The 24,981-nt window shown below is 36.5% G+C and carries 30 protein-coding genes; 7 read left to right on the top strand and 23 right to left on the bottom strand.

The annotated features are described in order from the left end of the window. Nucleotides 1-156 precede the first annotated feature (156 nt). The 3 genes from Q2T41_RS18800 to Q2T41_RS18790 all read left to right on the top strand — a co-directional run bounded on the left by Q2T41_RS18800 (nt 157) and on the right by Q2T41_RS18790 (nt 2,156). The gene (locus tag Q2T41_RS18800; protein ID WP_304437337.1) at nt 157-498 is read left to right on the top strand and encodes a hypothetical protein; all 342 of its coding nucleotides are present in this window, start codon (nt 157-159) and stop codon (nt 496-498) included. 291 nt (nt 499-789) lie between these two features. Further along, entirely contained in the window at nt 790-1,605 is an 816-nt protein-coding gene (locus Q2T41_RS18795; RefSeq protein WP_304437336.1) for an AraC family transcriptional regulator, read from the top strand. Between the two features lie 74 nt (nt 1,606-1,679). Next, nucleotides 1,680-2,156, top strand: a complete 477-nt coding sequence (locus tag Q2T41_RS18790) for a VOC family protein (RefSeq protein ID WP_304437335.1) — start codon at nt 1,680-1,682, stop codon at nt 2,154-2,156. A gap of 375 nt (nt 2,157-2,531) precedes the next feature. Here Q2T41_RS18790 and Q2T41_RS18785 read toward each other — a convergent pair whose 3' ends face one another. Then, entirely contained in the window at nt 2,532-2,675 is a 144-nt protein-coding gene (locus tag Q2T41_RS18785; protein ID WP_304437334.1) for a hypothetical protein, read from the bottom strand. A gap of 211 nt (nt 2,676-2,886) precedes the next feature. After that, nucleotides 2,887-3,399 (bottom strand): VOC family protein, encoded by a 513-nt coding sequence (locus tag Q2T41_RS18780; protein ID WP_304437333.1) that lies wholly within the window; start codon nt 3,397-3,399, stop codon nt 2,887-2,889. 116 nt (nt 3,400-3,515) lie between these two features. Here Q2T41_RS18780 and Q2T41_RS18775 point away from each other — a divergent pair, with 116 nt between their 5' ends. The 4 genes from Q2T41_RS18775 (at nt 3,516) to Q2T41_RS18760 (ending at nt 5,365) form a co-directional block, all read left to right on the top strand. Then, nucleotides 3,516-3,836, top strand: a complete 321-nt coding sequence (locus Q2T41_RS18775; protein WP_304437332.1) for a winged helix-turn-helix transcriptional regulator — start codon at nt 3,516-3,518, stop codon at nt 3,834-3,836. A 174-nt stretch (nt 3,837-4,010) separates the two neighbouring features. Then, complete coding sequence (locus Q2T41_RS18770; RefSeq protein ID WP_304437331.1) at nt 4,011-4,172, top strand: hypothetical protein; 162 nt, start codon at nt 4,011-4,013, stop codon at nt 4,170-4,172. 43 nt (nt 4,173-4,215) lie between these two features. After that, nucleotides 4,216-4,635, top strand: coding sequence for a GNAT family N-acetyltransferase (locus Q2T41_RS18765; protein WP_304437330.1), 420 nt, complete (start codon nt 4,216-4,218; stop codon nt 4,633-4,635). Continuing rightward, nucleotides 4,628-5,365 carry a class I SAM-dependent methyltransferase gene (locus tag Q2T41_RS18760; protein ID WP_304437329.1) on the top strand — a complete coding sequence of 246 codons (738 nt, stop codon included), beginning with the start codon at nt 4,628-4,630 and terminating at the stop codon, nt 5,363-5,365. Before Q2T41_RS18765 ends, Q2T41_RS18760 begins: the two co-directional genes overlap by 8 nt. A gap of 3 nt (nt 5,366-5,368) precedes the next feature. Here the strand turns inward: Q2T41_RS18760 and hisIE are convergent, their stop codons facing one another. The 21 genes from hisIE to lpxD form a co-directional block, all read right to left on the bottom strand. After that, nucleotides 5,369-5,977 (bottom strand): bifunctional phosphoribosyl-AMP cyclohydrolase/phosphoribosyl-ATP diphosphatase HisIE, encoded by a 609-nt coding sequence (gene hisIE, locus Q2T41_RS18755; protein WP_304437328.1) that lies wholly within the window; start codon nt 5,975-5,977, stop codon nt 5,369-5,371. Between the two features lie 95 nt (nt 5,978-6,072). Further along, nucleotides 6,073-6,765, bottom strand: coding sequence for an aspartate/glutamate racemase family protein (locus tag Q2T41_RS18750; protein ID WP_304437327.1), 693 nt, complete (start codon nt 6,763-6,765; stop codon nt 6,073-6,075). Nucleotides 6,766-6,940: 175 nt separating this feature from the next. Then, nucleotides 6,941-7,696: an imidazole glycerol phosphate synthase subunit HisF gene (gene hisF / locus Q2T41_RS18745; RefSeq protein ID WP_304437326.1), complete on the bottom strand. Its 756-nt coding sequence runs from the start codon at nt 7,694-7,696 to the stop codon at nt 6,941-6,943. A 158-nt stretch (nt 7,697-7,854) separates the two neighbouring features. Continuing rightward, on the bottom strand, nt 7,855-8,370 hold the full coding sequence (locus tag Q2T41_RS18740) for a DinB family protein (protein ID WP_304437325.1): 516 nt from the start codon (nt 8,368-8,370) through the stop codon (nt 7,855-7,857). Further along, on the bottom strand, nt 8,363-9,094 hold the full coding sequence (gene hisA, locus Q2T41_RS18735) for a 1-(5-phosphoribosyl)-5-[(5-phosphoribosylamino)methylideneamino]imidazole-4-carboxamide isomerase (RefSeq protein WP_304437324.1): 732 nt from the start codon (nt 9,092-9,094) through the stop codon (nt 8,363-8,365). The genes Q2T41_RS18740 and hisA overlap by 8 nt, the downstream gene beginning before the upstream one ends. A 108-nt stretch (nt 9,095-9,202) precedes the next feature. After that, nucleotides 9,203-9,553 carry a four helix bundle protein gene (locus tag Q2T41_RS18730; RefSeq protein ID WP_304437323.1) on the bottom strand — a complete coding sequence of 117 codons (351 nt, stop codon included), beginning with the start codon at nt 9,551-9,553 and terminating at the stop codon, nt 9,203-9,205. Nucleotides 9,554-9,623: 70 nt separating this feature from the next. Then, nucleotides 9,624-10,046 (bottom strand): GNAT family N-acetyltransferase, encoded by a 423-nt coding sequence (locus tag Q2T41_RS18725; RefSeq protein ID WP_304437322.1) that lies wholly within the window; start codon nt 10,044-10,046, stop codon nt 9,624-9,626. Continuing rightward, nucleotides 10,046-10,627 (bottom strand): imidazole glycerol phosphate synthase subunit HisH, encoded by a 582-nt coding sequence (gene hisH / locus Q2T41_RS18720; RefSeq protein ID WP_304437321.1) that lies wholly within the window; start codon nt 10,625-10,627, stop codon nt 10,046-10,048. Before hisH ends, Q2T41_RS18725 begins: the two co-directional genes overlap by 1 nt. A gap of 83 nt (nt 10,628-10,710) precedes the next feature. Further along, nucleotides 10,711-11,847: a bifunctional histidinol-phosphatase/imidazoleglycerol-phosphate dehydratase HisB gene (hisB, locus tag Q2T41_RS18715; protein ID WP_304437320.1), complete on the bottom strand. Its 1,137-nt coding sequence runs from the start codon at nt 11,845-11,847 to the stop codon at nt 10,711-10,713. 1 nt (nt 11,848) lies between these two features. After that, entirely contained in the window at nt 11,849-12,925 is a 1,077-nt protein-coding gene (gene hisC, locus Q2T41_RS18710; protein ID WP_436798789.1) for a histidinol-phosphate transaminase, read from the bottom strand. Between the two features lie 13 nt (nt 12,926-12,938). Then, nucleotides 12,939-14,222 (bottom strand): histidinol dehydrogenase, encoded by a 1,284-nt coding sequence (hisD, locus tag Q2T41_RS18705; RefSeq protein ID WP_304437319.1) that lies wholly within the window; start codon nt 14,220-14,222, stop codon nt 12,939-12,941. Between the two features lie 147 nt (nt 14,223-14,369). Beyond that, nucleotides 14,370-15,227 carry an ATP phosphoribosyltransferase gene (hisG, locus tag Q2T41_RS18700; RefSeq protein ID WP_058102627.1) on the bottom strand — a complete coding sequence of 286 codons (858 nt, stop codon included), beginning with the start codon at nt 15,225-15,227 and terminating at the stop codon, nt 14,370-14,372. 234 nt (nt 15,228-15,461) lie between these two features. Then, nucleotides 15,462-16,277, bottom strand: a complete 816-nt coding sequence (locus Q2T41_RS18695; RefSeq protein WP_304437318.1) for a prohibitin family protein — start codon at nt 16,275-16,277, stop codon at nt 15,462-15,464. Between the two features lie 10 nt (nt 16,278-16,287). Continuing rightward, nucleotides 16,288-18,315: a VWA domain-containing protein gene (locus tag Q2T41_RS18690; RefSeq protein ID WP_304437317.1), complete on the bottom strand. Its 2,028-nt coding sequence runs from the start codon at nt 18,313-18,315 to the stop codon at nt 16,288-16,290. Between the two features lie 67 nt (nt 18,316-18,382). Further along, entirely contained in the window at nt 18,383-19,132 is a 750-nt protein-coding gene (gene fabG, locus Q2T41_RS18685) for a 3-oxoacyl-[acyl-carrier-protein] reductase (protein ID WP_089260467.1), read from the bottom strand. A 106-nt stretch (nt 19,133-19,238) separates the two neighbouring features. Further along, the gene (sucD, locus tag Q2T41_RS18680) at nt 19,239-20,111 is read right to left on the bottom strand and encodes a succinate--CoA ligase subunit alpha (protein WP_089260468.1); all 873 of its coding nucleotides are present in this window, start codon (nt 20,109-20,111) and stop codon (nt 19,239-19,241) included. Nucleotides 20,112-20,182: 71 nt separating this feature from the next. Further along, nucleotides 20,183-21,118 (bottom strand): UDP-3-O-(3-hydroxymyristoyl)glucosamine N-acyltransferase, encoded by a 936-nt coding sequence (locus Q2T41_RS18675; RefSeq protein WP_304437316.1) that lies wholly within the window; start codon nt 21,116-21,118, stop codon nt 20,183-20,185. A 42-nt stretch (nt 21,119-21,160) separates the two neighbouring features. Further along, nucleotides 21,161-21,727 carry an elongation factor P gene (gene efp / locus Q2T41_RS18670; protein WP_089260470.1) on the bottom strand — a complete coding sequence of 189 codons (567 nt, stop codon included), beginning with the start codon at nt 21,725-21,727 and terminating at the stop codon, nt 21,161-21,163. Nucleotides 21,728-21,772: 45 nt separating this feature from the next. After that, the gene (gene lpxA / locus Q2T41_RS18665) at nt 21,773-22,558 is read right to left on the bottom strand and encodes an acyl-ACP--UDP-N-acetylglucosamine O-acyltransferase (protein WP_089260471.1); all 786 of its coding nucleotides are present in this window, start codon (nt 22,556-22,558) and stop codon (nt 21,773-21,775) included. 1 nt (nt 22,559) lies between these two features. After that, complete coding sequence (locus tag Q2T41_RS18660; RefSeq protein WP_304437315.1) at nt 22,560-23,960, bottom strand: bifunctional UDP-3-O-[3-hydroxymyristoyl] N-acetylglucosamine deacetylase/3-hydroxyacyl-ACP dehydratase; 1,401 nt, start codon at nt 23,958-23,960, stop codon at nt 22,560-22,562. Between the two features lie 2 nt (nt 23,961-23,962). Next, on the bottom strand, nt 23,963-24,979 hold the full coding sequence (lpxD, locus tag Q2T41_RS18655; RefSeq protein ID WP_304437314.1) for a UDP-3-O-(3-hydroxymyristoyl)glucosamine N-acyltransferase: 1,017 nt from the start codon (nt 24,977-24,979) through the stop codon (nt 23,963-23,965). Nucleotides 24,980-24,981: the final 2 nt, after the last annotated feature.

The raw sequence follows: 24,981 nt of genomic DNA, 5'->3' as shown, positions 1-24,981 counted from the left end.
ACGTGTATAATTATTTGCTCGTCCTCGCCTACTTCTGAAAATCCTCACAGATCTTCAGTTTGGCGAGTACTTACAAAATTACGTGCTAACCCACGCAACTACTCATAGCCCAACCGATATGTGCAATTGTGTGCATATGCAATTATTGTAGCAAATATGAAAAAACTAGATTTCGATTTTATACCATTAGGAATTTCCATAATTCTAATTCTAGTTTCATTAGTGGTAATTGCTACCTCCAATTATGCTCTAAGCTTAAAACACTATATAGGAATTGGATGTGTGGTGCTTTCAATCTATTTCTACATTAAAAATAGAATGACTTACTACGTACTTTATGGACTAACTCTTCTGATTGGGATATTCGGGCTTCTTGACTTTTACTATTCAACTTTCAAAGTTGGATTTGGAAGCTTCGGAATTAACCCGATTTTGGCTGGCCTTTTAATATTACATATTGCGCTAGTATATCAAATTGTGGATAAATTGGATAGATAAATAATTCTGTTTAACTCTTAAAAGCTCTAATTTGCGTATAAATAATACTTGCTATAAACAACCTAAACGTAATGCGGACTCATGGGCTAATTCGAAAGGTCTGTGTATATTTATGAAGTTGCTAAATATTATGGAGTTAGCTTTGTGCAAGGAAAAATTAAACTAAGCCTGCCTGCTTGTAGACAGGCAATAAGCTCTAGCTTCCTGCTAAGACGGAAACGAAAGATTTCCTTATTACCGCACTACGCTTAGCCCAACAGCTACACTCCAAACCAACAACATCCTAAAACAATGAACTACCAAACATTTCAACCACATCAAGACCTGGAAGCTTTGGTCAGTTGTTATTGGACTTTGGAAATTCCTGCTGAATATAGTGCAGAAAGACAGCGCATAGTACCCGATGGTTGTATTGAAATGGCGTTTATTCTTGGGGATGATATAAAACGCTATACTTCGCTAGATGAATTTATACTACAGCCTCGTGCCATGGTACTTGGGCAAACCCTAGCACCCTTTTTTATTGAACCCACGGGATATGTAAACACTTTTGCCATACGTTTTTACCCTTATGGCTTTGCCAATTTTGTTACTACACCCATTGAACAATTGGCAAATAAAGAAACCCCGTTAACCTCACTGTTTGATGCTTCAATTGTCAATACACTGGAACGCAACATCATTAATGCAGAAGGCACAAAACAACGCATTATAATAATTGAAAAATTTCTTTTAGAAAGGTTGAATGAACAATCCACCATTGATACTATTGTAAAGCAAACCGTAGATGCACTTTTAACCTCAAACGGTACTGCGGCTATTACCACCATTCTCAAAGAAGATTTGTCCAAAAGAAGACAATTGGAGAGAAATTTTAAAAAGCAGATTGGCGTTAGTCCTAAACAATTGGGCAAGGTCATACGATTGCAATCTGCATTAAAAATGCTACTGAACAAAGAAACGGACAGCCTTACCAAAATTGCCTACGAAAGCGACTATTTTGACCAAGCCCATTTCAATAAGGATTTTAAGGAATTTACCGGCATTAGCCCCACAGCATTCTTAAGCAATGAACAAATGGCACTCTCTACCTTGTTCTATAAATAGCCTGCGTGTCGCATTTTTACAATTTTTTAGTTGAATACTATTCCATATTTGTATTTTACATGTAAACACTACAAATGAAAAAGGCAATACTATTAGGTGCGGTATTATTTACTTTTTGGGTAATTGACTGTAATGCTCAAGACAAAACAATGAATACGCATACCACTGAAAACAAAAGCGATATGAAAAGTTTTATTTCCATTTTTGAAATTCCGGCTACGGATATTACTAGGGCGGTAAATTTTTACCAAGCTATTTTGGACATAGAAATTGAAAAAATGGAATTTCCGGAAATGCAAATGGGTATATTCCCCTATGAAAATCAAATGGTCACTGGAGTTATCATGAAAGCTGAAGGCTATACCCCTTCTGCAAACGGAATAACCATTTATTTAAATGGTGGTGATAACTTACAATCCATACTCGACAAAGTCGAAATCAACGGTGGCGAAATTATGGTTCCAAAATCGCTTCATGCAGACGAAAGCGGTTATTACGCTATATTCCTAGACTCTGAAGGCAATAAAATGGGCCTGCATTCACCAAACTAAATGAAAAACCAAGCACTGAATTTAGATGTATTTTATTTGTAAATAATTATTTGGCGTACTTTCGCACTTCATAATTGGCTAATTTACCACCATTGGGTGTTTAATGGTTTTGCGGAAAGTCAGAAAATTAAATGCAATTGGGTAATCCGTTTTCAAATGTAATGAGAAAAGCCTCCGACCATTAAATTTAATCAATTTCCGCATAGGCGGTATAAAGTTCCGGCTTGGAATACAAACCACTACCAATTCAAGTATATTAGACAGAAATCCTACTAATTATATCTCCCCAACCTTTTTTATAATCTCTTACGTCTTACAGACATGATTCAAAACTTAATCTATATCTGCTAGTAAATAAGAATCGTATTGTCCACCTTAAGCACGTAAATATTTATCGAAAATGACCAAAAAGAACATATCGTCCCTTTTCATTTCCAGATTCTCAAAATGACTACGAAAAATATAATCGTAAAATTCGACAAAATAGAGTCCGTCTGTTTTAAACTCCCATTCTGCCAAAACCATAGGATTTAAATAGTGATCAAAAGATTTAGAACGGGAAACAAATGAAAGCCAGATAATACTAATAAGAAATAATCGAAAGATTTGAACAGATTATTCCATGTATTGAGTTATTTTTAAATGAAACAGTCTGAGGAATAGAGAAGTATATATAAAATGCGATGACAATCAATAGATTGCAATCGCATTTATCAACATTTAAGAATTATTATTCTGAATACGCACCAGACGAATAGGTTAGTTCATAACTGTGCGTATATACTTCAAAAACAATCCCGAAAGGATCTTCAACATAACACATTTTATAGGGTTTGTCATTTGGGTAGTATGAACGTATAGGCATACGCTGTTTGCCTCCATGCGCCACAATTTTAGCGACCAAATCTTCTATATTTGGGTCTTGAATGCAAAAATGAAATAATCCTGTATTAAACGGATTAAATTCCGGTGCTACTTTAACTCCATGAGGAAAAGAGAACAATTCTACGCCTATACCATCAGAAGTGGACATATGTGCAATTTCAAACTCTTCCCAGTCATCACCAAAAACATCAATACACATTAAACCGATCGCTGTTTCTTTTTCATTTTTAATTTTTGATGGTTTCATAATAACATACCAACCCATTACTTCTGAGTAAAATTCTACCGCTTTCTTTAAGTCCGGTACTGTAATGCCAATATGCGAAAATGATTTTGGGTATTCTTTATTCTTATCCATAGTTCTATTTTTACTACAAAATAAATCTATATTTGCCTTATGGACAATAACTTACCTAAAAGTGCTATAGTTACCAAAAAGAGTAAAATATTGATTTTTAAATAATTAAATCTTAAATGAATACTAAAAAATATTGCCCGTTAGACCATACGATGAATCTAATTGGTACCAAATGGAAACCTATTGTACTTTTTCATTTATTGGATGGCGCATTACGATCTGGTGTATTACAGAAAAAAGTACCGGGAATATCCAATAAAATGTTTACACAAACCGTGCGCGAATTGGAAAAAGATGGCTTGGTAGAACGTAGAGTGTATCCTGTTGTACCACCAAAAGTAGAATATGGTTTGACCGAACGTGGAAAATCCCTTAAAACTATTTTACTTAGTCTTGACTCATGGGGCGCCAATGACACCTCTAATAAGCTAGTTTAAAAGCAATTAGAGGGATTTTTGCACAACAAAATGTAGAAATTTAGGTTTATAAAAAAGTAATGTGACAATTTAAAGATTAGGCATACTTAATACAATAAAGTTCAACCACTCCCATTGGGTCAGTTATTAGTATATAGTGTGATGATAGATAAAGAGAATTCTAAAAAGGTTTGTTTGAAAAAGGCAATTAAAACACAACATGTATTTACGAAGAATAATCAGGTATTCATAAAGAAAATTACTTCGCTAAAAAAAAACCTAAAAACAGAATGGCACCCTATTTCATTTAATTGGGTGTCAATTGAAAAAGTTCAAGATTGTTTAGTACTTGAATAATCTAGAACCTAGTTATATTTGAGGTCATGCATATACCATGTCAATGACCACAAAAATAATTGAGATTTCTGCCGCAGACACACTACCTATAAGACATTTGGTTATGTGGCCAAATCAACCATTGGACTATGTAAAGCTTCCAAAAGACCATGAAGGTCTGCATTACGGACTATTTATAGACCACAAACTTATATCGGTTATTTCTTTATTTATTGATGGCGATGAAGGCCAATTTCGAAAATTTGCTACGTTAGAAGCCTACCAAGGAAAAGGCTATGGAAGCTTGTTATTAGAAGAAATAATGCACATTGCGAACACAAAAAAATTGACAAAGATTTGGTGTAATGCCAGACAGAACAAAAGCACCTTTTACACCAAATTCCAAATGCACAAAACCAATAAAACCTATGTGAAAGGGGGAATTGATTTCGTAATCATGGAAAGAACTTTTGAATATGAGTAAAGAGTATGACCAAATAACAGCCTTGCATTACGCAGCTTATAGACCTTCTTTACATGCAAATATTCTAAAAACGTATCTGCCCACTACCCTTAAAAGTAATTATGGATTAGACATTGGTTGCGGTACTGGGCAATCTACCATAGCCCTATCCAAATTTTGTAATACCGTAATTGGAGTTGACCCAAGTAAGGAGATGATCAAAAAGTCCATTAAACATACTGGCATTAGCTATGAATTAATGGAAACCAAAACCCTGAACTTTGACAGTGATAGGTTTGATATCATTACGTTTGCAGGGTCATTATTTTATGCAAAATCTCAAGAACTACTAGATGAATGCATAAGGGTATCAAAAGCTAATTCCCTCATCATAGCTTATGATTTTGAAATTCTTTTGACAGATATATTAAAACTGCTTGGCGTAGGTACAGAAACAGATTCTACTTCTGGCTATGATCATGAAATCAACTTTTCTGGACTACACACCACGAACGTACATTTAAATAGCCAGTACAAACAGTCAATTCGCTTTGATATCACAGTAGCCGATTTAGCACATGTGTTGTTGTCCTCTAAAAACGACTACACAACAATGGCAAATACTTTTGGAACAGAAAATTTATTTGAAAAGCTACAACAAGAATTAGAAACCAAGTTGAATACAACCCATACTACAATAAAAGCAAACACATTTTTAAGCGCATATACGGTAAAAAAATATGGGTTGTAAAGATTATTTTTTACGTTTCATCAATTCAGCCTCAATATCTTTAAGTGTAAAACCTTTTGCTTGTAAGAGCATTAGATAATGAAACAATAGATCGGCACTTTCGTACAAGAAAAGCTCATCATTATTATCCATAGCCTCAATTACAGTTTCAACGGCCTCCTCTCCCACTTTTTGGGCTACTTTATTGATACCTTTTGCAAATAATGAAGCTACATATGATTTTTCTCCATCGGCATTCGTGCGTCTTTGTTCAATAGTCGCTTCCAATTCAGAAAAGAACCCGAAGTTTGAATCATTGCTTTCTTTCCAACAAGTATCGGTACCTGTATGGCATGTAGGACCTATAGGATTTACCATTATTAGTAAAGAATCTTGATCGCAATCATTTTTAATGGATACCAAATTTAGAAAATTACCACTTTCCTCACCTTTGGTCCATAATCGGTTTTTAGTTCTACTAAAGAAAGTAACCTTACCCGTTTCGGTGGTTTTACTTAGCGCTTCAGCATTCATGTAACCCAACATTAATACGTTTTTGGTACGTGCATCTTGTATGATTGCAGGTATTAATCCGTCATTTGTTTTATTCCAATCTGGTGTTTTAAACTCCATATATACTATCTTCTATTTTTACTTTATATTATTCTAAATCTTGTTAACCGTAAGGTAAACTCAAAATGACGTGCAGTTTTGAAAATTGTCCGCTGTTACCCTAATGCAAATTCAACGGCAGCTTTAGCATGTTCCTTTGTTGTGTCAAATGCAGGTATGTCACAATCTGCTTGGGAAATTAACAATGGTATTTCCGTACAGCCCAAAATTACGGCTTGTGCACCTTCCTTCTCCCCTTTTTTGATGATATCCACATATTTTTTTCTAGACTCATCTTTAATTACACCTTTTGCAAGTTCATTATAAATGATGTTATGCACCGTATCTCTATCATTTTTGTTTGGAACCAAAGCTTCAATACCAAATTGATCTCTAAGAATATCCTTGAAAAAATCCATCTCCATGGTATACCTGGTACCCAATAACAAAACCTTTTTACAACCTTTGGCTTGTATAGCCTTACCGATTACTTCAACAATATGAAGCACCGGAACAGTCAAACTTTTCTTCATTATTGGAGCACTTAGGTGCATGGTATTGGCGCAAATAACGATAATTTCCGCTCCGGCATCTTGTAGCCTTAATGCAATATTCGTCATTTCTTTATGCAAAGCGTCCCAATCTCCTGCAGCTTGTTTTTTAGAAAACTCAGCAAAGTTCACAGATTCAATAATGCAGTGACAAGAACTTTGTCCGCCCAGTTCTTCTGCCATCATTGTATTTAACAATTGGTAGTACAACTGAGTAGACTGCCAAGTAATACCACCTATTAATCCTATTTTTTTCATTGTATAACTTCTTCTTGTTGCCCCTATTTTTATTCAATTCACTCAGTGTAAGCGATTTGAAAAATCGTGTCCTAAAGCCTTCTAAAGCGTCTGTCTTTGCAGGTAAATTCAGGAGACATTCCGACTAACGAAAACTGTAACTACCTACTAACCAATGATCGACTACTTATTGAAACTAAACCCTCACAGGAATTCCGTTCTCCTGTAATTCAAGTTTCAGTTCCTGAATCCCTATTTCCTTAAAATGAAAAACACTTGCCGCCAAAGCTGCATCTGCTTTTCCTTCTATAAAAGTATCTGAAAAATGCTGCATATTACCTGCACCACCAGAAGCGATAATCGGGATATTCAATTCTGTGGATAATCTAGCCAAAGCCTCATTGGCAAAACCATCTTTAGTACCATCATTATCCATTGATGTAAATAGAATTTCACCAGCACCGCGCTCTTCAACTTCCTTGGCCCATTCAAACAACTTACGCTCTGTAGGTACTTTTCCACCCACTAAATGCACGATCCATTCTCCATCTATCTGTTTGGCATCTATAGCCACCACAATGCATTGTGAACCAAATTTAGCCACCAAATCATTAATCAACTGCGGATTCTTTACTGCCGATGAGTTTATAGACACTTTATCTGCACCATTTTGCAATAGAACATCTACATCTTCTACAGAGGAAATTCCGCCACCTACGGTAAATGGGATATTCACTTTTTCTGCAACTCTGTACACCAAATCAGCCAATGTTTTGCGTTTTTGTTCCGTTGCAGAAATGTCTAAAAAGACCAATTCATCTGCCCCTTCTTTACTATAAATTTCAGCAAGTTCAACAGGGTCACCGGCATCACGCAAATCAACAAAATTTACGCCTTTAACCGTTCTACCGTCCTTTATATCCAAACAGGGAATTATTCTTTTTGCAAGCATTTTTTTTTAAAAGTATTAAGTACTAAGTAATTAGTACTAAGTTTTTTATAATAAATATTTTATTCTAACATCAAGTTACTTTTTATAGCTATCCAAAACGTATAACTAAGTACTACGCACTTTGTACTTGATACTTATTACTCTGTACTTTTATCTCGTTACTTATTTTTTATATTCAAATCTATACCGTCATAAAAGCCAAGGTCCTTATTCTTCAGCTGTTTTACCCAAAAGGCTATTTGCCCAGTATGATATGAGTAGTGTTCTACTACGTGGAGAATAATACCTATTCCAGAAAAGGAAAATCCCTGTACCGAACGTTTTTGAACCAATTGAGCTGTTGAAGCATCAAAAATGATTCTTTTTGCCGAATCTAGCACATCGTCCAACTTTTTTAGCAGCTCTTCTTTAGTGTAACCATTGGTAGCCGCAAATTCTACATCACGATTTCTTGTGTCTTCATTTTCTCCTAAAGACGATATGGCGTATTGCGATATATTACCACATAAATGAAGAATTAAATTTGCAATGCTATTTAAAGAAGCGTTCGGTTTTTGCCATACTTCTTCTTCAGAAATATCAGCAAGGCTTTTCTTGATCATACGTGTACTTTCATCCATACGATACAAAGCATTTTGCTTTAGCTCTTCAATGATTTGAAATTCCTTATCCATTGCTTAAAATATAAGATTCCAACTGTTTTAAACCAATACGGTTCTCGTAAATAGCCTTACCTATAATTGTCCCTTCACAACCCATTTCGGCTAGTTTAGGCAACTCATCAAAAGTAGATATTCCGCCGCTTGCAATCAATTTAATTCCAGATTCCGTTGAACTGATAATTTTTGAGTATAAATTAAAAGACGGACCTTCTAACATACCATCCTTGCTAATATCCGTACAAATTACGTATTGAATTCCCTTTACTTGGTACGATTGTATAAAAGGAATCAACTCTTCTTTAGATTCTTCTAACCAGCCCGAAACAGCTACTTTTTCATCCATAGCATCGGCTCCTAATATTATTTTATCGGAACCATGCTTTTCTATCCAACCCATAAATGTTTCAGCATCCTTGACCGCAATACTACCCCCAGTAATTTGCTTGGCACCACTTTCAAAAGCGATACGTAAATCTTCATCCGTTTTTAATCCGCCGCCAAAATCAATCTGTAGACCAGTCTTGCTTGCAATTTGCTCTAGCACTTTATGGTTCACAATATGTTTGGATTTTGCACCATCTAAATCCACTAAATGCAAATGTTTTATTCCGTGCGCTTCAAACTCTTTGGCAACTTCTAACGGGTTTTCATTGTATATCTTCTTGGTATCATAATCCCCTTTAGAAAGGCGTACACACTTACCGTCTATGATATCTATGGCTGGTATTATTCTCATTTTAATAGTTGTATTAAGTCTTTAGTATTAAGTAAAAAGTACAAAGTATTTAGTCCTTAGGAATAAGTCATTACTAAACTACATACATCTTACTTATGTTAACTATCATTATTTTAAGCTTTTTTGTAAAGCATAATTCATGTTCTTAATTTCTTGGCATAACACCAAAGCATTATTTATATCTGTTTCTAGTAAAAATTTCAAGTTTACAGTTAGTATTAATTGTGTTTCAAGTTCTGTGGTTGAGCCATTTGCAATACTAAGAAAATGGGCGAATTCTTTATTCGAATTTCTACCTGCTCCCTCTGCAATGTTTGATGGTATAGAAACACTACATCTTTTAATTTGAGAAGTCAATCCAAATTTTTCATCATCCAGTAATTTTTTTGATAAGAAATAAATTTCCTCAACAAGCTGCATCCCTTTTTTCCAAATATGGAGTTCTCTATAATTATTCATCCACGTAATACTATGTACTTTGCATTTTGCACTCTTTACTTCATACTTAATACTCTGTACTATTCACTAACTATTCTAAAATTTGTTTATCAAAAGACATCCACAATGCTGAATCTCCTATTTTATTAAATCCGTAACGCTCATACATTTTATGGGCATCCTTGGTCTTTAATGCAAGTGTTTTTAGGTTTTTTATGATTGGGTCTTCTAACATAAAGGCTACCAATTTTTTACCGTAACCCTGACCTTGGAATTTATCAAGGATAATGACATCCATAAAATAACCAAAATAGATATAGTCGGTTACTACCCTGGCAAAACCAATTTGTTCATTATCAGTGGTATAAATACCAAAACAGTACGAATGTTCAATAGTGGTCTTTACATCTTTAATAGTCCTATTATTTCCCCAATAAGAATTTGCGATAAACTCCTGTATGGCTTCTACGTTTAATAGACTTTTATCTTTGGAAATAAAGTAATTAGGCTTCATTACATTTTTAAAAAGTTCTCTAAAATTTTCTCACCAACATCACTAGATTTCTCTGGGTGAAACTGCGTACCGTAAAAATTTCCTTTTTGTAATGCTGCGCTATAGTTGAGTCCGTATGAACATTCAGCTATAGTTTCGCTACACAATGGGGCATAAAAGCTATGAACCAAGTAAATATGCTCATCCTCGGCAATCGAGCTAAACAAATTTGATTTTAGGTTTGATATTTGATTCCAACCAATTTGGGGAACCTTTACGCTAGTATCAAATTTTATGACATCAACATCAAAAATGCCCAATCCTTTGGTATTCCCCTCCTCGGATGAATTACACATTAATTGCATGCCTAAACATATGCCTAAAACAGGCTGTTTTAAGGTTGGTATTATGCTATCCAGACCACTATTCAACAGCATTTTCATGGCACTACTTGCCTCACCTACTCCCGGAAAAATTACTTTATCGGCATTTTTTATTTCCTCGGCATCGCTACTTAAAACAGCATCAAAACCTAACCTTTTGATGGCAAATTTTATGCTCTGTATATTTCCGGCGCCGTAATTTATGATAACAATTTTCATTAAAACTAGTATTAAGTACTCAGTATGAAGTACAAAGTAAATCTTAGAACGATTTAATACTTTATACTTAATACTTTGTACTATTATAGAACTCCTTTAGTACTTGGTAACACCATCTTTTCTACATCTCTTTTTACGGCCATTTTAATGCTTTTTGCAAAAGCTTTGAATATAGCTTCTATTTTATGATGTTCGTTGGTACCTTCGGCTTTAATGTTCAAGTTGGCTTTTGCTCCGTCTGTGAACGACTTAAAGAAATGGTGAAACATTTCCGTTGGCATATCGCCTACCATTTCACGCTTAAAGTCTGCATCCCATACTAGCCAATTTCTACCACCAAAATCAATAGCGGATTGCGCCAAACAATCATCCATTGGTAAACAGAATCCGTAGCGTTCTATGCCCAATTTATTCCCTAAGGCATTATAAAAAACTTCACCTAATGCAATACCGGTATCTTCAATAGTATGGTGTTCATCAACTTCTAAATCGCCATCAACCTTAATGGTTAAATCCATTTGCCCATGACGAGCCAATTGGTCTAGCATATGATCAAAAAATGCTAATCCGGTATTAATATCACTTTTACCGGTACCGTCTAAGTTCAATTGTATGGCAATATCGGTTTCATTGGTCTTTCTATGAATTTCAGCCGTTCTATCATTCAGCTTTAAAAACTCATATATCTTTTCCCAATCATTACTTTCAATAGCAATATGGCTATCTAATTCATCACGCTTTACTGTGATTTCACCGGTACCAAGATTTGTATTGTCATTAATAAAAATCCCTTTAGAACCAAGGTTTTTAGCCAATTCCATATCCGTTAATCGGTCACCGATCACAAAGGAATTCTCCAGATCATAATCCTCGGAAAAATATTCGGTCAATAATCCGGTGCCAGGTTTTCTAGTATCTGCATTTTCATGGGGAAAAGTACGGTCAAGAAAAACCTTATCAAAAACAACGCCCTCATTCTCGAAAGACTTAAGAATGAAATTATGAACCGGCCAAAAGGTATCCTCTGGAAATACATCTGTACCCAATCCGTCCTGGTTGGTAATCATGACCAATTCATAATCCAATTCTTTCGCTATTTTACCTAAATATGTAAATGCCTTAGGATAGAAAATCATTTTCTCAAATGCATCGATCTGCTCATCTACAGTTTCATTTATAATTGTACCGTCTCGGTCTATAAATAGTACTCTTTTTTTCATATTAGTTTGATAGTGCTCTTAAAGCGGTAATTACAATATTATTTTCTTCTGATGTACCCACGGTAAATCTAAGCGTATTCTCGCATAAGGGTTGCGTAGTTCGGTTACGTACAACTATACCTTTTTCCAATAACTGATTATAACGACGTGTAGCATCATCAACTTTAGCCAAAATAAAATTAGCATCGGTAGGATAAATGGTAGAAACAAAAGATATGGTTTTCAATGTTTCCATAAGTTTTTCACGCTCTTCAAGAATTGAAGCAACTTCTGTTTGCACGGCTTTTTGGTCAGATACCCTTTCAATAGCCTTGTCTTGGGTAAGCTGATTGACATTATATGGCGGTTTAATTTTATTGATTACCGCGATAATCTCCGGAGATGCCAAACATATACCCAAACGAATACCTGCCATACCATAAGCTTTTGACAAGGTCTGAGTAACAATTAAATTAGGATAATCTGCTAATTTCGATGTCCAGCTTTCTTCGGATGAAAAGTCGATATACGCTTCATCGATTACTACTAGCCCATTAAAAGAATTTAAAAGCTCTTCAATAATTGCAGTAGAGAAACTATTGCCTGTAGGATTATTTGGAGAACATATAAACAACAATTTTGTATGCTCATCAATTGCCTTTGTAATTTCTGCAATATTCGGCTGAAATGCAGTAGTCAGTAATACTTCTCTATTTTCGACTAAATTGATACCCGAAAGTACCTTGTACATACCGTATGTAGGCGGCAAAGTGATAATATTATCCTGTTTAGGCTCACAGAAAGCCCTGAACAATAGATCCAATACTTCATCACTACCATTGCCTAAAAGGATGTTTTCTTCCTTAATACCTTTCTGTGCAGCTAAAATTGTCTTTAAACTACGTTGTTGTGGATCAGGATATCTATTGACACCGTTTTCAAACGGATTTTCATTAGCATCCAAAAAAACCATGGTAGAACCATCGGACACATATTCGTCACGTGCCGAAGAATACGGACTTAAACCCTTAACGTTTTCCCTTGTAATATTCTTTAAATTGAAATTCATTAGTTCAACATTGAATTGGTCATTCAGCATAACCAAAATGACGTTATTTTAAACTGTTTAATCTTAAGGTAACAGCATTTTTGTGAGCCTGCAAGCCTTCAGCCTCAGCCATTAGCTCAATTGCTTTGCCTATGGTTTGGATACCATTTTCATTTATCTTTTGAAAGGTCATACTCTTCATAAAACTATCTAAGTTTACACCGCTATATTGCTTGGCATAACCATTGGTAGGTAAGGTATGATTGGTACCCGATGCATAATCCCCGGCACTTTCAGGCGTATAATTTCCTATGAACACTGAACCTGCATTTTGGGTGTTGTCAATGTAGAAATTTTCATTTTCTACACAAACAATGTAATGTTCCGGTCCATATTCATTTATTAAATCAATAGCATCTTGATCATTATCAACATATATTAATTTACTATTTGAAATTGCTTGCTTTGCGATTTCCTTACGTGGCAATTCTTCTATTTGAAGGGCTACTTCCTTCTCAACAGCATCGATCATACTTTTTGAAGTCGATACCAAAATCACTTGACTATCTACCCCATGTTCAGCCTGACTCAGTAAGTCTGAAGCAACAAAGGCGGCGTTTGCAGAATCATCTGCAACCACCAATAATTCTGAAGGACCTGCCGGCATATCTATGGCTACACCATACTTGGTGGCAATCTGTTTGGCGACGGTTACATACTGGTTACCCGGTCCAAATATTTTATACACCTGAGGAATAGTGGCTGTACCAAAAGTCATTCCTGCAATAGCCTGTATACCACCTACTTTTACTATTTTGGTGACACCGCATAAATTTGCCGTATAAAGAATAGCCGGGTTTAGTTTACCCTCCTTATCCGGTGGAGAGCACAATACAATTTCTTTACAACCAGCTATAGCTGCAGGCACGGCCAGCATTAAAATTGTTGAAAACAAAGGTGCCGTACCTCCAGGTATATACAATCCTACCTTCTGAATTGGTCGTTTCTCTTGCCAGCAAGAAACTCCCGCAGCAGTTTCTACTTCAATACGCTCGGTTTTTTGGGCTTTATGAAATATTTCTATATTAGTTTTTGCGAGCTTTATGGCTTCTTTCAAATCATCTGAAACCAATTTTTGTGCCTCTTCAATTTCCGCCTTTGTCACAAGCATATTTTCCAAGACCACCTTATCAAATTGTTCTGTATACTTTTTAATGGTATCGTCACCATTTGATCGTACCTCCTCAAAAATACCATTCACCAAACCTTCTATATCAGCAACGGTTTGCGTAGGTCGTTTTAAAACGTTGTTCCAATCTACTCTCTGTGGATTATATATTTTGTTCATTATTTATTTAGTTGTTCGTTGATGGTTGTTCGTTGATAGTTGTTCGTTGATAGTTGTTCGTTTTTGGTTTACGAAATGTAAATAGAACAATGAACATTTCCATCTAATATCAATTCCAAATAATACTACTTAGTACTTAATACTATTTTACAATACCATCTTTTCAATTGGGCAAACCAAGATACCTTCTGCACCGGCTTTTTTTAATTCATCGATCACTTCCCAAAAAGTATCTTTATTGATTACGGTATGCACAGAACTCCATCCTGCATCAGCTAAAGGTAAAACTGTAGGACTCCTCATGCCCGGTAATAATTTTAAAATACCTTCCAATTTTTCATTAGGTGCATTCAACAAGACATACTTTGAAGCTCTTGCACGTAAAACCGATTGAATTCTGAATTGTAGTTTCTCAAGCAATTCTCTTCGCTCGTTAGATATTTTGGGAGAAACCGCCAACACCGCCTCACTGGTAAGCATTACTTCTACTTCTTTTAAGTTATTCTTGAATAAAGTACTACCACTAGATACAATATCACAAATAGCATCTGCAAGTCCAATATTAGGCGCTATTTCAACAGAACCGTTAATAATGTGCAGGTCTGCCTTAACCCCTTTATCCTTCAAATAGTTAAGTACTGTATTTGGGTAAGACGTAGCAATACGTTTACCCTCAAAATCCTTAACCGAATTATATTTAACGGATTTTGGTACGGCCAACGAAACTTTGCATTTAGAAAAACCTAATTTTTCTGCAATGGAAATATCTTCTCCTTTTTCAATCAATACATTTTCTCCGATAATAGCAATATCTACTACACCATCTCTTAAGTACTGCGGGATGTCACCATTTCTTAGATAAAAAACCTCCATTGGAAAATTTCTTGAAGATGCTTTTAATTGATCTTTGCCGTTATCAATTGAAATTCCGCAGTCTTTTAAAATTTGAAGGGATTCCTCATTAAGTCTTCCCGATTTCTGAATAGCAATTCTAATTTTAGTCATTGTTTTAATTTAATGCTTTGCAACCAAAAGAGATTTAAATACAAAACCCGTTTGATTGCTCAAACGGGTTTTTAAATATGTTGTTCTACTACAATACATTCCTACCTCGCCTGAGCGTGTGTATGAATATGATGATGTGTAGTTCTGTTTTTCATTCTGTTGTAAAAGTAAAAGGTATTTTTCATTTCGCAAAACAAAAGTTTAAAATGAAACAAAAATAATGCGCTGCGTGTTTTAGTTATTACCTAAAATTAAAGGAAGACCAGATTCTCCACCACCAACTACTATCACCTTGGTATTGGGAGATTCAGAAAGCTTTAACGTTGCATCGATTCCTTTGTCCTGCAATATCTTATCGGTCAGGGAAGCACTTAATATTCTGTTGGCATCGGCTTTACCTTGCGCCTCAATCGTCACTTTTTCTGCTTCTTTCTTAGCCGTCACCAAACGAAACTCATATTCCAATGATTCTTGTTCTTGACGTAACTTTCTTTCAATAGCCTCTTTAATCGTCGGAGGCAAGGTTACATCACGCACCAATATTTCATTTAATTGAATGTACTCATCTTCCACAATTTTTTTGGTCTCCTCAAAAATCTCTGCTTGTATTGCATCTCTTTTGCTTGAATATAATTGTTCTGGTGTATAACGACCAACTACCGAACGAGCTGCCGATCTTATTGTTGGTAATAAGACGCGCTGCACATAATCCTCGCCTTTTTCTTGATGTAATTTTCCTAACTCATTGAATTTAGGTTGAAACCAAGCTGAGGCATCTAATTTGATATCTAGACCATTACTAGAAAGCACATTCATTTTCTCAAAAACTTCTTGCTGTCTAACTTCATATACAAAAACCTTATTCCAAGGGGCCACAATATGAAAACCTTCACCCATTGGGGGCTCATCGGTTACTACACCGTCGCCGAATGTTCTATATAAAACTCCGGCCTGACCAGACCCTATGGTGACCGTAGATTTAGAGAAAATTATTACTAGTACTATTAAAGCAAATATTGCAGGTAATGCAATTTTAGGTAATTTATCCATGAGTGTTCAATTAAATTAATCCGTTATATTTTCTGATAAACCATTCTATCGCAAATGCCATTATAATAATGACCAGCAATATTTTGAAATCTATCAAAGATACGATATTTTCATTGCTTTTCTCGATTGGCACATACCTATCGCCACTTATAAGTTCCTGCAAAAGGTCATTTAACTGAGATGGATAATATGCTTGCCCGTTGGCATTCAAAGCCACTCTTTCCATGTGTCTTGAATTACTGGATACAAACTGATTTTCCATATCAAACTCAGAAATTACAAATGTCCCCGATGCTGACCTGGATTCATTTTCGACCGTTACCAAAAAATCATATTCCCCCGCTACCAAATTGGATAGGTCAGCTTCAAAATATCCATTTTTTAAGATCATAGGATTGGTCAAGCTTTTTTGTGTAGCCTTATCCGTAACTTTAATATTCATTTTGGCGTTGGTGTCAAAAATAAAGGCTTCATCAAAATAGGTTGCAGTAATGATGGTATTGCTACTACCTTCATAAACCTTTTCATAATCTACATTTAAACGCGCCTTATTCTTGGAACTGGTCAAATACCGAATTAAATTACCTACAAATGCATCAAAATTGGCAAAATCGCCGGTATTTCTAAAAGTTTGCATTCTCCACTTCCACAAATTTTCACCCAATAGATACGCATTCTTGGTATTTGCATTTTCTACAACCATTAAGAGAGGTTCTTGCATATCAACACCCTTAATTTGTGTACCTAATAAAGTCTCAAAAGGAGATGTAATCAATACAGGTCCGGCATCACTTAACAAAGGAGGAAAATCCTCCATTTCAAAAGTAGAAATATCATACTTGGAAAAGGCATTGTTCATTACACCGAACACTTCTTGTTGCGGATAGCCATTTTCTACTTCAATACCAATCTTTAAACTATTCAAAAAATTAAAATCGGAATGTGTTCCCGTAATAAAAAAACTATTGGCACCTTTATCCTGAATGTAATCGGTTATCCTTTTAAAACTGGACGTTGGCTGATAGTAGATAAATAAGTCAATATCGTCCAAAGCTTCAGTAGGCACATTAGATGCCATGATAACAACTTCCCGTTGTTCGTTACTTTCAATTGACTTTTTCAAGGCTCCAATATCCGGATGTAATATATTGCTGACCAAGGCAATTTTTGTTTTCTCATCAATTACCTCAATACGTGTACTCCTTTTATTGTTTGCCGTATTTCTTTCTTGGGGAAGCGTTGATGCCTCTACGACCAAATTTTTTAATCCTACAGAATTCGCGTCAACTTGTACTGTAATGGTTTTTAGGTTATTCTGATCGCTTAGGTTAATCTTTTCCCTATGAATTACCTGGTCATCCATTTTAATGGAAACTACCGTAGAAACCGCTGTTTTACCTTGATAGGACACATAAGTCTCCAAGGGAAACCTATTTTTCAAAAACGCATACGTATTGGTTAAAACAGGCCCTATGGAAATATCCTGATATTTGGTAGTATCCCCTAAAACAACACTGTAAATGGTAGTACTGGGGTCCGGTTTAAAATAACTATAATCTTGACCAACGGTCTGGTTACCATCGGACAACAACAATGTAACGGTCTGCTCACGGGCGTAGACCTCTTTTAATGACGAAAGTGCTTTATGGATATTCGTGACTTTATCGTTGAACAATAGACTATCGGTTATTTCAAGGTCAGTCCCAAACCCGTATTGAGACAGGTTAAACCTTTCCTTGATATCATTATTAGCCTTTATTGTGGCAATAAAATTTTGAAGTTCCTCTTTGTTCTTAGCATTGGAAACGGAATTATCCACCAAGAGCACTAAATTGGGTTGTTCCAAGGTATAGCTCTTTTGGCTGAACTTTGGATTGATCAAAAGCAATAATAGACCAAAAATTCCTATAAAACGTAAAAAGGCCAAATACCAATGAATTTTGGTTTTAGCCTTTTGCTTATAGAAGTATTGAAAAACAACGATACCCAGCGCTACAATAGCAGCAAGAATACTAAACAATATCGTTTTGCTTTCCATTTATATCCTTAAGATTATTTCTTAGAAAGAGCATTACGGACAATGCCTTCCCCTTTAAACGCAGTATTTATGTTAACATACCACCATCAACGTTCAGTACCTGCCCTGTAACATAATTGGACAAATCCGATGCAAAATACAAACACGCATTAGCAATGTCCTCAGTAGTACCTCCACGTTTTAATGGAATGCCGTCCCTCCAACCTTGCACCGTTTTTTCATCCAGTTTTTCAGTCATTTCCGTTTCAATGAATCCTGGTGCTATAGCATTGCACCTAATGTTTCTTGAGCCTAGTTCCAATGCTACGGACTTTGTAAAACCGATCATACCTGCCTTTGAAGCCGCATAATTTGTTTGTCCCGCATTACCTTTTACACCAACCACACTGCTCATATTGATAATAGAACCTTTACGTTGCTTTAAAAGGGTACGCTGTACCGCTTTGGTCATGTTGAATACAGATTTTAGATTGATATCGATTACCGTATCAAAATCAGCTTCTGACATACGCATGAGCAAATTGTCTTTGGTAATGCCCGCATTGTTGATCAACACATCTATTCTTCCATCAAAATCCTCTAATACCTGGGCAACCAATTCTTCAGCTTCCTGAAAACTAGCCGCATTACTTTTATATGCTTTTGCCTTGACCCCTTTAGCTTTTAATTCCTGCTCCAATTCCAACGCAGGGGCTTCGCTTGAACTATAGGTAAAAGCAACATTAGCACCGTGATCGGCAAAAACTTGTGCAATGCCCTTGCCTATTCCCCTACTTGCTCCAGTAATAATTACATTTTTATCTTCTAATAATTTCATAAGTCCGTTTTTTAAAACCGATGTTTATCAAATATACCTCTTGTTTCATTTATAGGCTAAAAAAAATCCCGCTACTAACGGGATTCTTTCTATGTTTTATGGAGTTTTAGCCCATTACTTCCTTCACTTTCATACCAATCTCGGCAGGAGAATCTACAACGTGTATACCACATTCCCTCATGATACGTTTTTTAGCTTGGGCAGTATCGTCGCTACCACCAACAATAGCACCAGCATGACCCATTGTTCTACCGGCAGGAGCAGTTTCACCTGCGATAAACCCAACAACTGGTTTTTTACTTCCACTTGCCTTATACCACTGTGCTGCATCAGCTTCCAATTGTCCGCCTATCTCTCCTATCATCACCACACATTCAGTGTCCGGATCGTTGATCAAAAGCTCTACGGCCTCTTTAGTTGTAGTTCCAATGATTGGATCACCGCCAATACCTATAGCAGTAGTAATACCTAAACCTTGACGAACCACTTGATCGGCAGCCTCATACGTCAATGTACCGGATTTGGAAACGATTCCTACATTACCTTCCTTAAAAACAAAACCAGGCATAATACCCACTTTTGCTTCGCCCGGAGTAATTACTCCCGGACAGTTAGGACCGATCAACCTGCAATCTCTTTTGTCAATATAATTGGCCACTTTGACCATATCCGCAACAGGAATACCTTCAGTAATGGTTATGATAACCTTTATTCCCGCTTCAGCGGCTTCCATAATAGCATCTGCGGCAAATGCAGGCGGAACAAAAATAATACTAGTATCTGCACCCACTTTCTCAACAGCCTCGGTAACCGTATTGAAAACAGGTTTTCCTAAATGCTCTTGACCTCCCTTGCCCGGAGTAACACCACCAACGATGTTTGTGCCATACTCTATCATTTGTTCGGCATGGAAAGTACCTTCACTACCAGTGAAACCTTGTACGATTATTTTGGAATCCTTATTTACTAATACGCTCATACTACTGTAGTTTTTATTTTTAACAGAACAAAAATATAGGTTTGTTAATGAATTTTAAAGCATTAACACGCTTATTTATCGTTCATTTTTTTAATTATTTCCGGAATCTTCTTAATGTATGCCAATTGTTTCAATTTTTCCCTGGATTCTTCTATAGGTGTACCAAAATAACTCTTACCACCGGCAACGGATTTGGTTACTCCAGTTTGTCCCATAATAACGGCATTTTTTCCTATGGTAATACCGCTATTAGTCCCTACTTGCCCCCAAAGTGTCACTTCATCCTCAATGATCACACATCCGGCAATTCCCGTTTGCGATGCAATGAGACATTTTTTACCAATGACCGTATCATGGCCAACATGTACCTGATTATCCAATTTGGAACCAAAGCCAATGGTAGTATCTCCCGTTACACCCCTATCTATGGTACAAAGAGCACCTATATCCACATGATCTTTAATAACCACCCTTCCACCTGACCGCAATTTATCATACCCCTCCGGTCTTTTTTTGTAATAAAATGCATCTGCTCCCAATACACTTCCCGCATGTATGGTTACATGATTACCTATTACACAATTGTCATAAATGGTAACATTACTGTGAATGGTACAATTGTCTCCCACAATAACATTGTTACCAATAAAACTATTGGGCTGTATGACCGTGTTTTCCCCTATAATGGCCGATATGGAAATTGGCTGCTTACTGGGTACAAAAGGCTGAAAAAAGGCTGTAAGCTTATTGAAATCCCTAAAGGGGTCTTCAGAAATAAGCAAAGCCTTTCCTTCAGGGCAATCCACATTTTTGTTAATCAAAATGATTGTGGCCTTGGAAGCCAGCGCCTTATCATAATATTTTGGATGATCCACAAAAACGATATCTCCGGGTTCAACGACATGAATTTCGTTCATGCCCAGCACTGGAAAGTTATCGTCACCAACATATTCACTGGATATGATTTCGGCTATTTGCTTTAAGGTAAAAGAAGTTGGAAATTTCAAAGGACCGTTTTAAGTCTATTAATTGAACCAATATGGTCGTTATTACTCCTTAACACGTTCCATGTAAGAACCTGTAGCAGTATCTATCTTAATTTTATCACCTTCATTAATGAACAATGGCACGTTTACTTCTGCCCCTGTTTCCACCTTTGCCGGTTTAGTAGCGTTCGTGGCTGTATTGCCCTTTACCCCTGGTTCGGTATAAGTTACTTCCAATATAACACTTGCAGGCATATCAACGGATAATGGCATGCTGTCCTCGGTATTGAACATTATCTTAACGACTTCCCCTTCCTTTAATAGACCGGGAGCATCAAGTGAACTTTCCTGTAAAGTGATCTGGTTATAGTCATCAGTATTCATAAAGTGATATGTTTCACCTTCTGGATATAAATATTGATACGAACGGGTCTCTACACGAACGTCCTCTATTTTATGGCCAGCAGAAAATGTATTATCCAATACTTTACCTGTAGAAACGCTTTTTAATTTAGTACGTACGAAAGCAGGACCTTTACCCGGTTTTACATGTAGGAATTCAATGATCTTATAAATATCATTGTTATATCTGATGCATAATCCTTTTCGTATATCTGATGTAGATGCCATGTGTAATTGTTGTTATTGTAGTTAACTAAAAGTTTAAATAATAATTTAATTGTTGCTGAAATATCCTTTCATGATTCCACGTTGGGAATCTCTTATAAACTGAAGAATTTCATCCCTCTCCGGGGTTGCTTCCATTTCAGCTTCTATAATCTGAACCGCTTGGGTATTATTATAGTTTTTTTGATATAGAATTCTATAGATATTCTGTATTTCCCTGATTTTATCCGATTCAAACCCCCTTCTTCTTAGCCCTACGGAATTAATACCAACATAGGATAAGGGCTCACGCGCTGCCTTTACGTAAGGTGGGACATCTTTTCTAACCAAAGATCCACCCGTTACAAAAGCATGTTGACCTACGGAAACAAATTGATGCACGGCCACCAAACCGGCCAATATGACGTTATCACCAACGGTTACATGACCTGCCAAGGTAGAATTATTTGAAAAAATACAGTTATCGCCTACCAGGCAGTCATGGGCTACGTGGCAATATGCCATAATCAGGCAATTTTTACCAATTACCGTTTTCATACGGTCCGCAGTTCCCTTGTGGATAGTGGCACACTCCCTAATGGTAGTATTATCACCAATGACCACGGTAGTATCCTCATTATCATATTTAAGGTCCTGTGGTGAAGCGGATATGACGGCCCCTGGAAAAATATTACAATTTTTACCAATACGGGCCCCTTCCATTATCGTTACATTGGAGCCGATCCAGGTACCATCACCAATAGTGACATTATTATGAATTGTAGTAAATGGTTCTACTACAACATTTTTAGCAATTTTTGCGCCCGGATGTATATAGGCCAATGGTTGGTTCATACTATGTTCTTTTAACTATTTGTGCCATAAGCTCTGCCTCACTGACCAGTTTGTCGTTGGCATAGGCGTATGCTTGCATATGACAGATACCCCTTCTTATAGGAGTAATTAAGCTACAATGGAATATCAATGTATCACCAGGTAGTACTTGGCGCTTAAATTTAACTTTATCAATTTTCATGAACAGGGTTAAATAGTTCTCCGGATCAGGTACCGTACTCAAGACCAGGATTCCTCCGGTTTGGGCCATTGCCTCTACCTGTAGAACGCCCGGCATGACCGGTGCACCCGGAAAATGACCTACAAAAAAAGGTTCGTTCATGGTAACGTTCTTCATACCAACCACATGCTCATCTGAAAGCTCTATAATACGATCTATCAACAAAAAAGGAGGCCTATGTGGTAACATATCCATAATCTGATGGATATCCATTAACGGCGGAAGATTCAAGTCGTATTTAGGAACTTTGTTTCTTCTTTCTATTTTTATGATCTGAGCCAATTTTTTAGCAAACTGGTTATTTACATAATGCCCAGGTTTATTGGCTATGACCTTACCACGAATACGTGTACCTATCAATGCCAAATCACCAATAACATCCAGTAATTTATGTCTGGCGGCCTCATTTGGATGATGAAGGGTCAAATTGTCCAAGATACCGTTGGCCTTTACGGATAACTTCTTTTTATCGAATGCCTTTTCCAATTTCGTCATCGTTGCCTCGGAAATTTCTTTGTCTACGTATACAATGGCATTGTTTAAATCTCCTCCCTTTATAAGTCCGTTTTCCAATAGCATTTCCAACTCGTGCAAAAAGCTGAAAGTACGGGCATTGGCTATTTCTGACTTAAAATCGGATATATTGTCTAAAGTAGCATTTTGGGTCCCCAGTACTTTGGTCCCAAAATCTACCATGGTCATAAGTTGGTATTCATCGGACGGGATAATGGTAATCTCACTTCCCGTGTCCTCATCCTTAAAGCTTATGACCTCCTTTACGATATATTCCTCCCGTTCGGCTTCTTGTTCCACAACCCCGGCATCTTCAAGGACCTTTACAAAAAATTTGGAGGAGCCGTCCATTATAGGAGGTTCGGCCGCATTCAATTCAATGAGCACATTGTCAATTTCCAGACCCACCAAAGCGGCCAATACATGCTCAGAAGTCTGTATCTTAACACCGTTCTTTTCTAGGTTAGTGCCTCGTTGTGTATTCACTACAAGATTGGCATCTGCAGGTATTATTGGCTCTCCCTCCAGGTCTACCCTTTTAAACTTATAGCCGTGATTTTCCTCTGCCGGCAAAAAACTTATAGTGACATCGCTTCCCGTATGTAAGCCAACTCCTGTTAGACTCACTTTTTTTCCTATGGTTCTCTGTTTGTTGTTTGCTGTACTCATCGTCAGTCTTTCTTTTCTAAAGTGTCGATTCTACTTATTATTTTTGGTAAGTTCTTAAAATGCACATAGGATTTGTTATAATCGCCATAATTTAAAGCTGGCGAACCCTGTAATACCTCATGATCCTTAACGTTTCTTCCTATACCGGACTGAGCCTGTATCTTAACATAATCTCCAATGACAATATGGCCTACAATACCTACTTGGCCACCGATCATACAATGTTTCCCAATTTTTGTAGATCCCGCAATACCCGTTTGGGCCGCAATTACGGTATGTTGACCAATTTCTACGTTATGGGCGATCTGTATTTGATTGTCTAGCTTTACCCCTTTCCTCAATATAGTAGAACCCAGAGTGGCACGATCAATGGTAGTACCCGCACCAACGTCTACATTACTTTCCAATATTACGTTCCCCGTCTGCGGTACTTTGGTAAATTCACCAGATTCATTTGGGGTAAATCCAAAACCATCGGCTCCTAAGATTACTCCGCTATGAACAACACAATTGTCTCCGATAACTGTTTCTGAATATATTTTGGCACCAGCAAAAATGGTTACATTGTTCCCAACAGTAACATTATCGCCAATATATACATTAGGATAAACCTTTACATTATCACCCAAACGAACATTGTTGCCCAAATAACTAAAGGCACCCAAATAAATATCCTGTCCGTATGTTGCGGAATCTGACTTAAAGATCGGGGCTTCTATACCCAACTTGTTGTTTTTGACCTGATTGTAGTATTCCAATAATTTTGAAAAGGATTTATAAGCATCATCTACCTTGATTAAAGTGGTAGTAATATCCTGTTCTGGAACAAAATTCTTATTTACAATAGTAATTGAAGCCTTGGTCTTATATATAAAAGAAGTGTATTTAGGATTAGCCAAAAAGGTAAGGGATCCATCTTCCCCATCCTCAATTTTTGCAAGTTTGTACACGGTAATATTTGGATTTCCATGTACTTCTCCTTCTAAAATACCCGCAATTTGACCGGCTGTAAATTTCATGG

This window comes from Maribacter confluentis, assembly GCF_030505015.1.
GTDB lineage: Bacteria > Bacteroidota > Bacteroidia > Flavobacteriales > Flavobacteriaceae > Maribacter > Maribacter sedimenticola.
Note: the sequence above shows the minus strand (reverse complement) of the source record. Positions and strands in the feature narration are given on the sequence as shown.

Bases quoted from the DNA above. Each gene is read 5' to 3' on its own strand.
- Q2T41_RS18800 (WP_304437337.1), top strand. From the start codon at position 157: ATGAAAAAACTAGATTTCGATTTTATACCATTAGGAATTTCCATAATT.
- Q2T41_RS18795 (WP_304437336.1), top strand. From the start codon at position 790: ATGAACTACCAAACATTTCAACCACATCAAGACCTGGAAGCTTTGGTC.
- Q2T41_RS18790 (WP_304437335.1), top strand. From the start codon at position 1,680: ATGAAAAAGGCAATACTATTAGGTGCGGTATTATTTACTTTTTGGGTA.
- Q2T41_RS18780 (WP_304437333.1), bottom strand. From the start codon at position 3,399: ATGGATAAGAATAAAGAATACCCAAAATCATTTTCGCATATTGGCATT.
- Q2T41_RS18775 (WP_304437332.1), top strand. From the start codon at position 3,516: ATGAATACTAAAAAATATTGCCCGTTAGACCATACGATGAATCTAATT.
- Q2T41_RS18765 (WP_304437330.1), top strand. From the start codon at position 4,216: ATGACCACAAAAATAATTGAGATTTCTGCCGCAGACACACTACCTATA.
- Q2T41_RS18760 (WP_304437329.1), top strand. From the start codon at position 4,628: ATGAGTAAAGAGTATGACCAAATAACAGCCTTGCATTACGCAGCTTAT.
- hisIE (WP_304437328.1), bottom strand. From the start codon at position 5,977: ATGGAGTTTAAAACACCAGATTGGAATAAAACAAATGACGGATTAATA.
- Q2T41_RS18750 (WP_304437327.1), bottom strand. From the start codon at position 6,765: ATGAAAAAAATAGGATTAATAGGTGGTATTACTTGGCAGTCTACTCAG.
- hisF (WP_304437326.1), bottom strand. From the start codon at position 7,696: ATGCTTGCAAAAAGAATAATTCCCTGTTTGGATATAAAGGACGGTAGA.
- Q2T41_RS18740 (WP_304437325.1), bottom strand. From the start codon at position 8,370: ATGGATAAGGAATTTCAAATCATTGAAGAGCTAAAGCAAAATGCTTTG.
- hisA (WP_304437324.1), bottom strand. From the start codon at position 9,094: ATGAGAATAATACCAGCCATAGATATCATAGACGGTAAGTGTGTACGC.
- Q2T41_RS18730 (WP_304437323.1), bottom strand. From the start codon at position 9,553: ATGAATAATTATAGAGAACTCCATATTTGGAAAAAAGGGATGCAGCTT.
- Q2T41_RS18725 (WP_304437322.1), bottom strand. From the start codon at position 10,046: ATGAAGCCTAATTACTTTATTTCCAAAGATAAAAGTCTATTAAACGTA.
- hisH (WP_304437321.1), bottom strand. From the start codon at position 10,627: ATGAAAATTGTTATCATAAATTACGGCGCCGGAAATATACAGAGCATA.
- hisB (WP_304437320.1), bottom strand. From the start codon at position 11,847: ATGAAAAAAAGAGTACTATTTATAGACCGAGACGGTACAATTATAAAT.
- hisC (WP_436798789.1), bottom strand. From the start codon at position 12,925: ATGCTGAATGACCAATTCAATGTTGAACTAATGAATTTCAATTTAAAG.
- hisD (WP_304437319.1), bottom strand. From the start codon at position 14,222: ATGAACAAAATATATAATCCACAGAGAGTAGATTGGAACAACGTTTTA.
- hisG (WP_058102627.1), bottom strand. From the start codon at position 15,227: ATGACTAAAATTAGAATTGCTATTCAGAAATCGGGAAGACTTAATGAG.
- Q2T41_RS18695 (WP_304437318.1), bottom strand. From the start codon at position 16,277: ATGGATAAATTACCTAAAATTGCATTACCTGCAATATTTGCTTTAATA.
- Q2T41_RS18690 (WP_304437317.1), bottom strand. From the start codon at position 18,315: ATGGAAAGCAAAACGATATTGTTTAGTATTCTTGCTGCTATTGTAGCG.
- fabG (WP_089260467.1), bottom strand. From the start codon at position 19,132: ATGAAATTATTAGAAGATAAAAATGTAATTATTACTGGAGCAAGTAGG.
- sucD (WP_089260468.1), bottom strand. From the start codon at position 20,111: ATGAGCGTATTAGTAAATAAGGATTCCAAAATAATCGTACAAGGTTTC.
- efp (WP_089260470.1), bottom strand. From the start codon at position 21,727: ATGGCATCTACATCAGATATACGAAAAGGATTATGCATCAGATATAAC.
- lpxA (WP_089260471.1), bottom strand. From the start codon at position 22,558: ATGAACCAACCATTGGCCTATATACATCCGGGCGCAAAAATTGCTAAA.
- Q2T41_RS18660 (WP_304437315.1), bottom strand. From the start codon at position 23,960: ATGAGTACAGCAAACAACAAACAGAGAACCATAGGAAAAAAAGTGAGT.
- lpxD (WP_304437314.1), bottom strand. From the start codon at position 24,979: ATGAAATTTACAGCCGGTCAAATTGCGGGTATTTTAGAAGGAGAAGTA.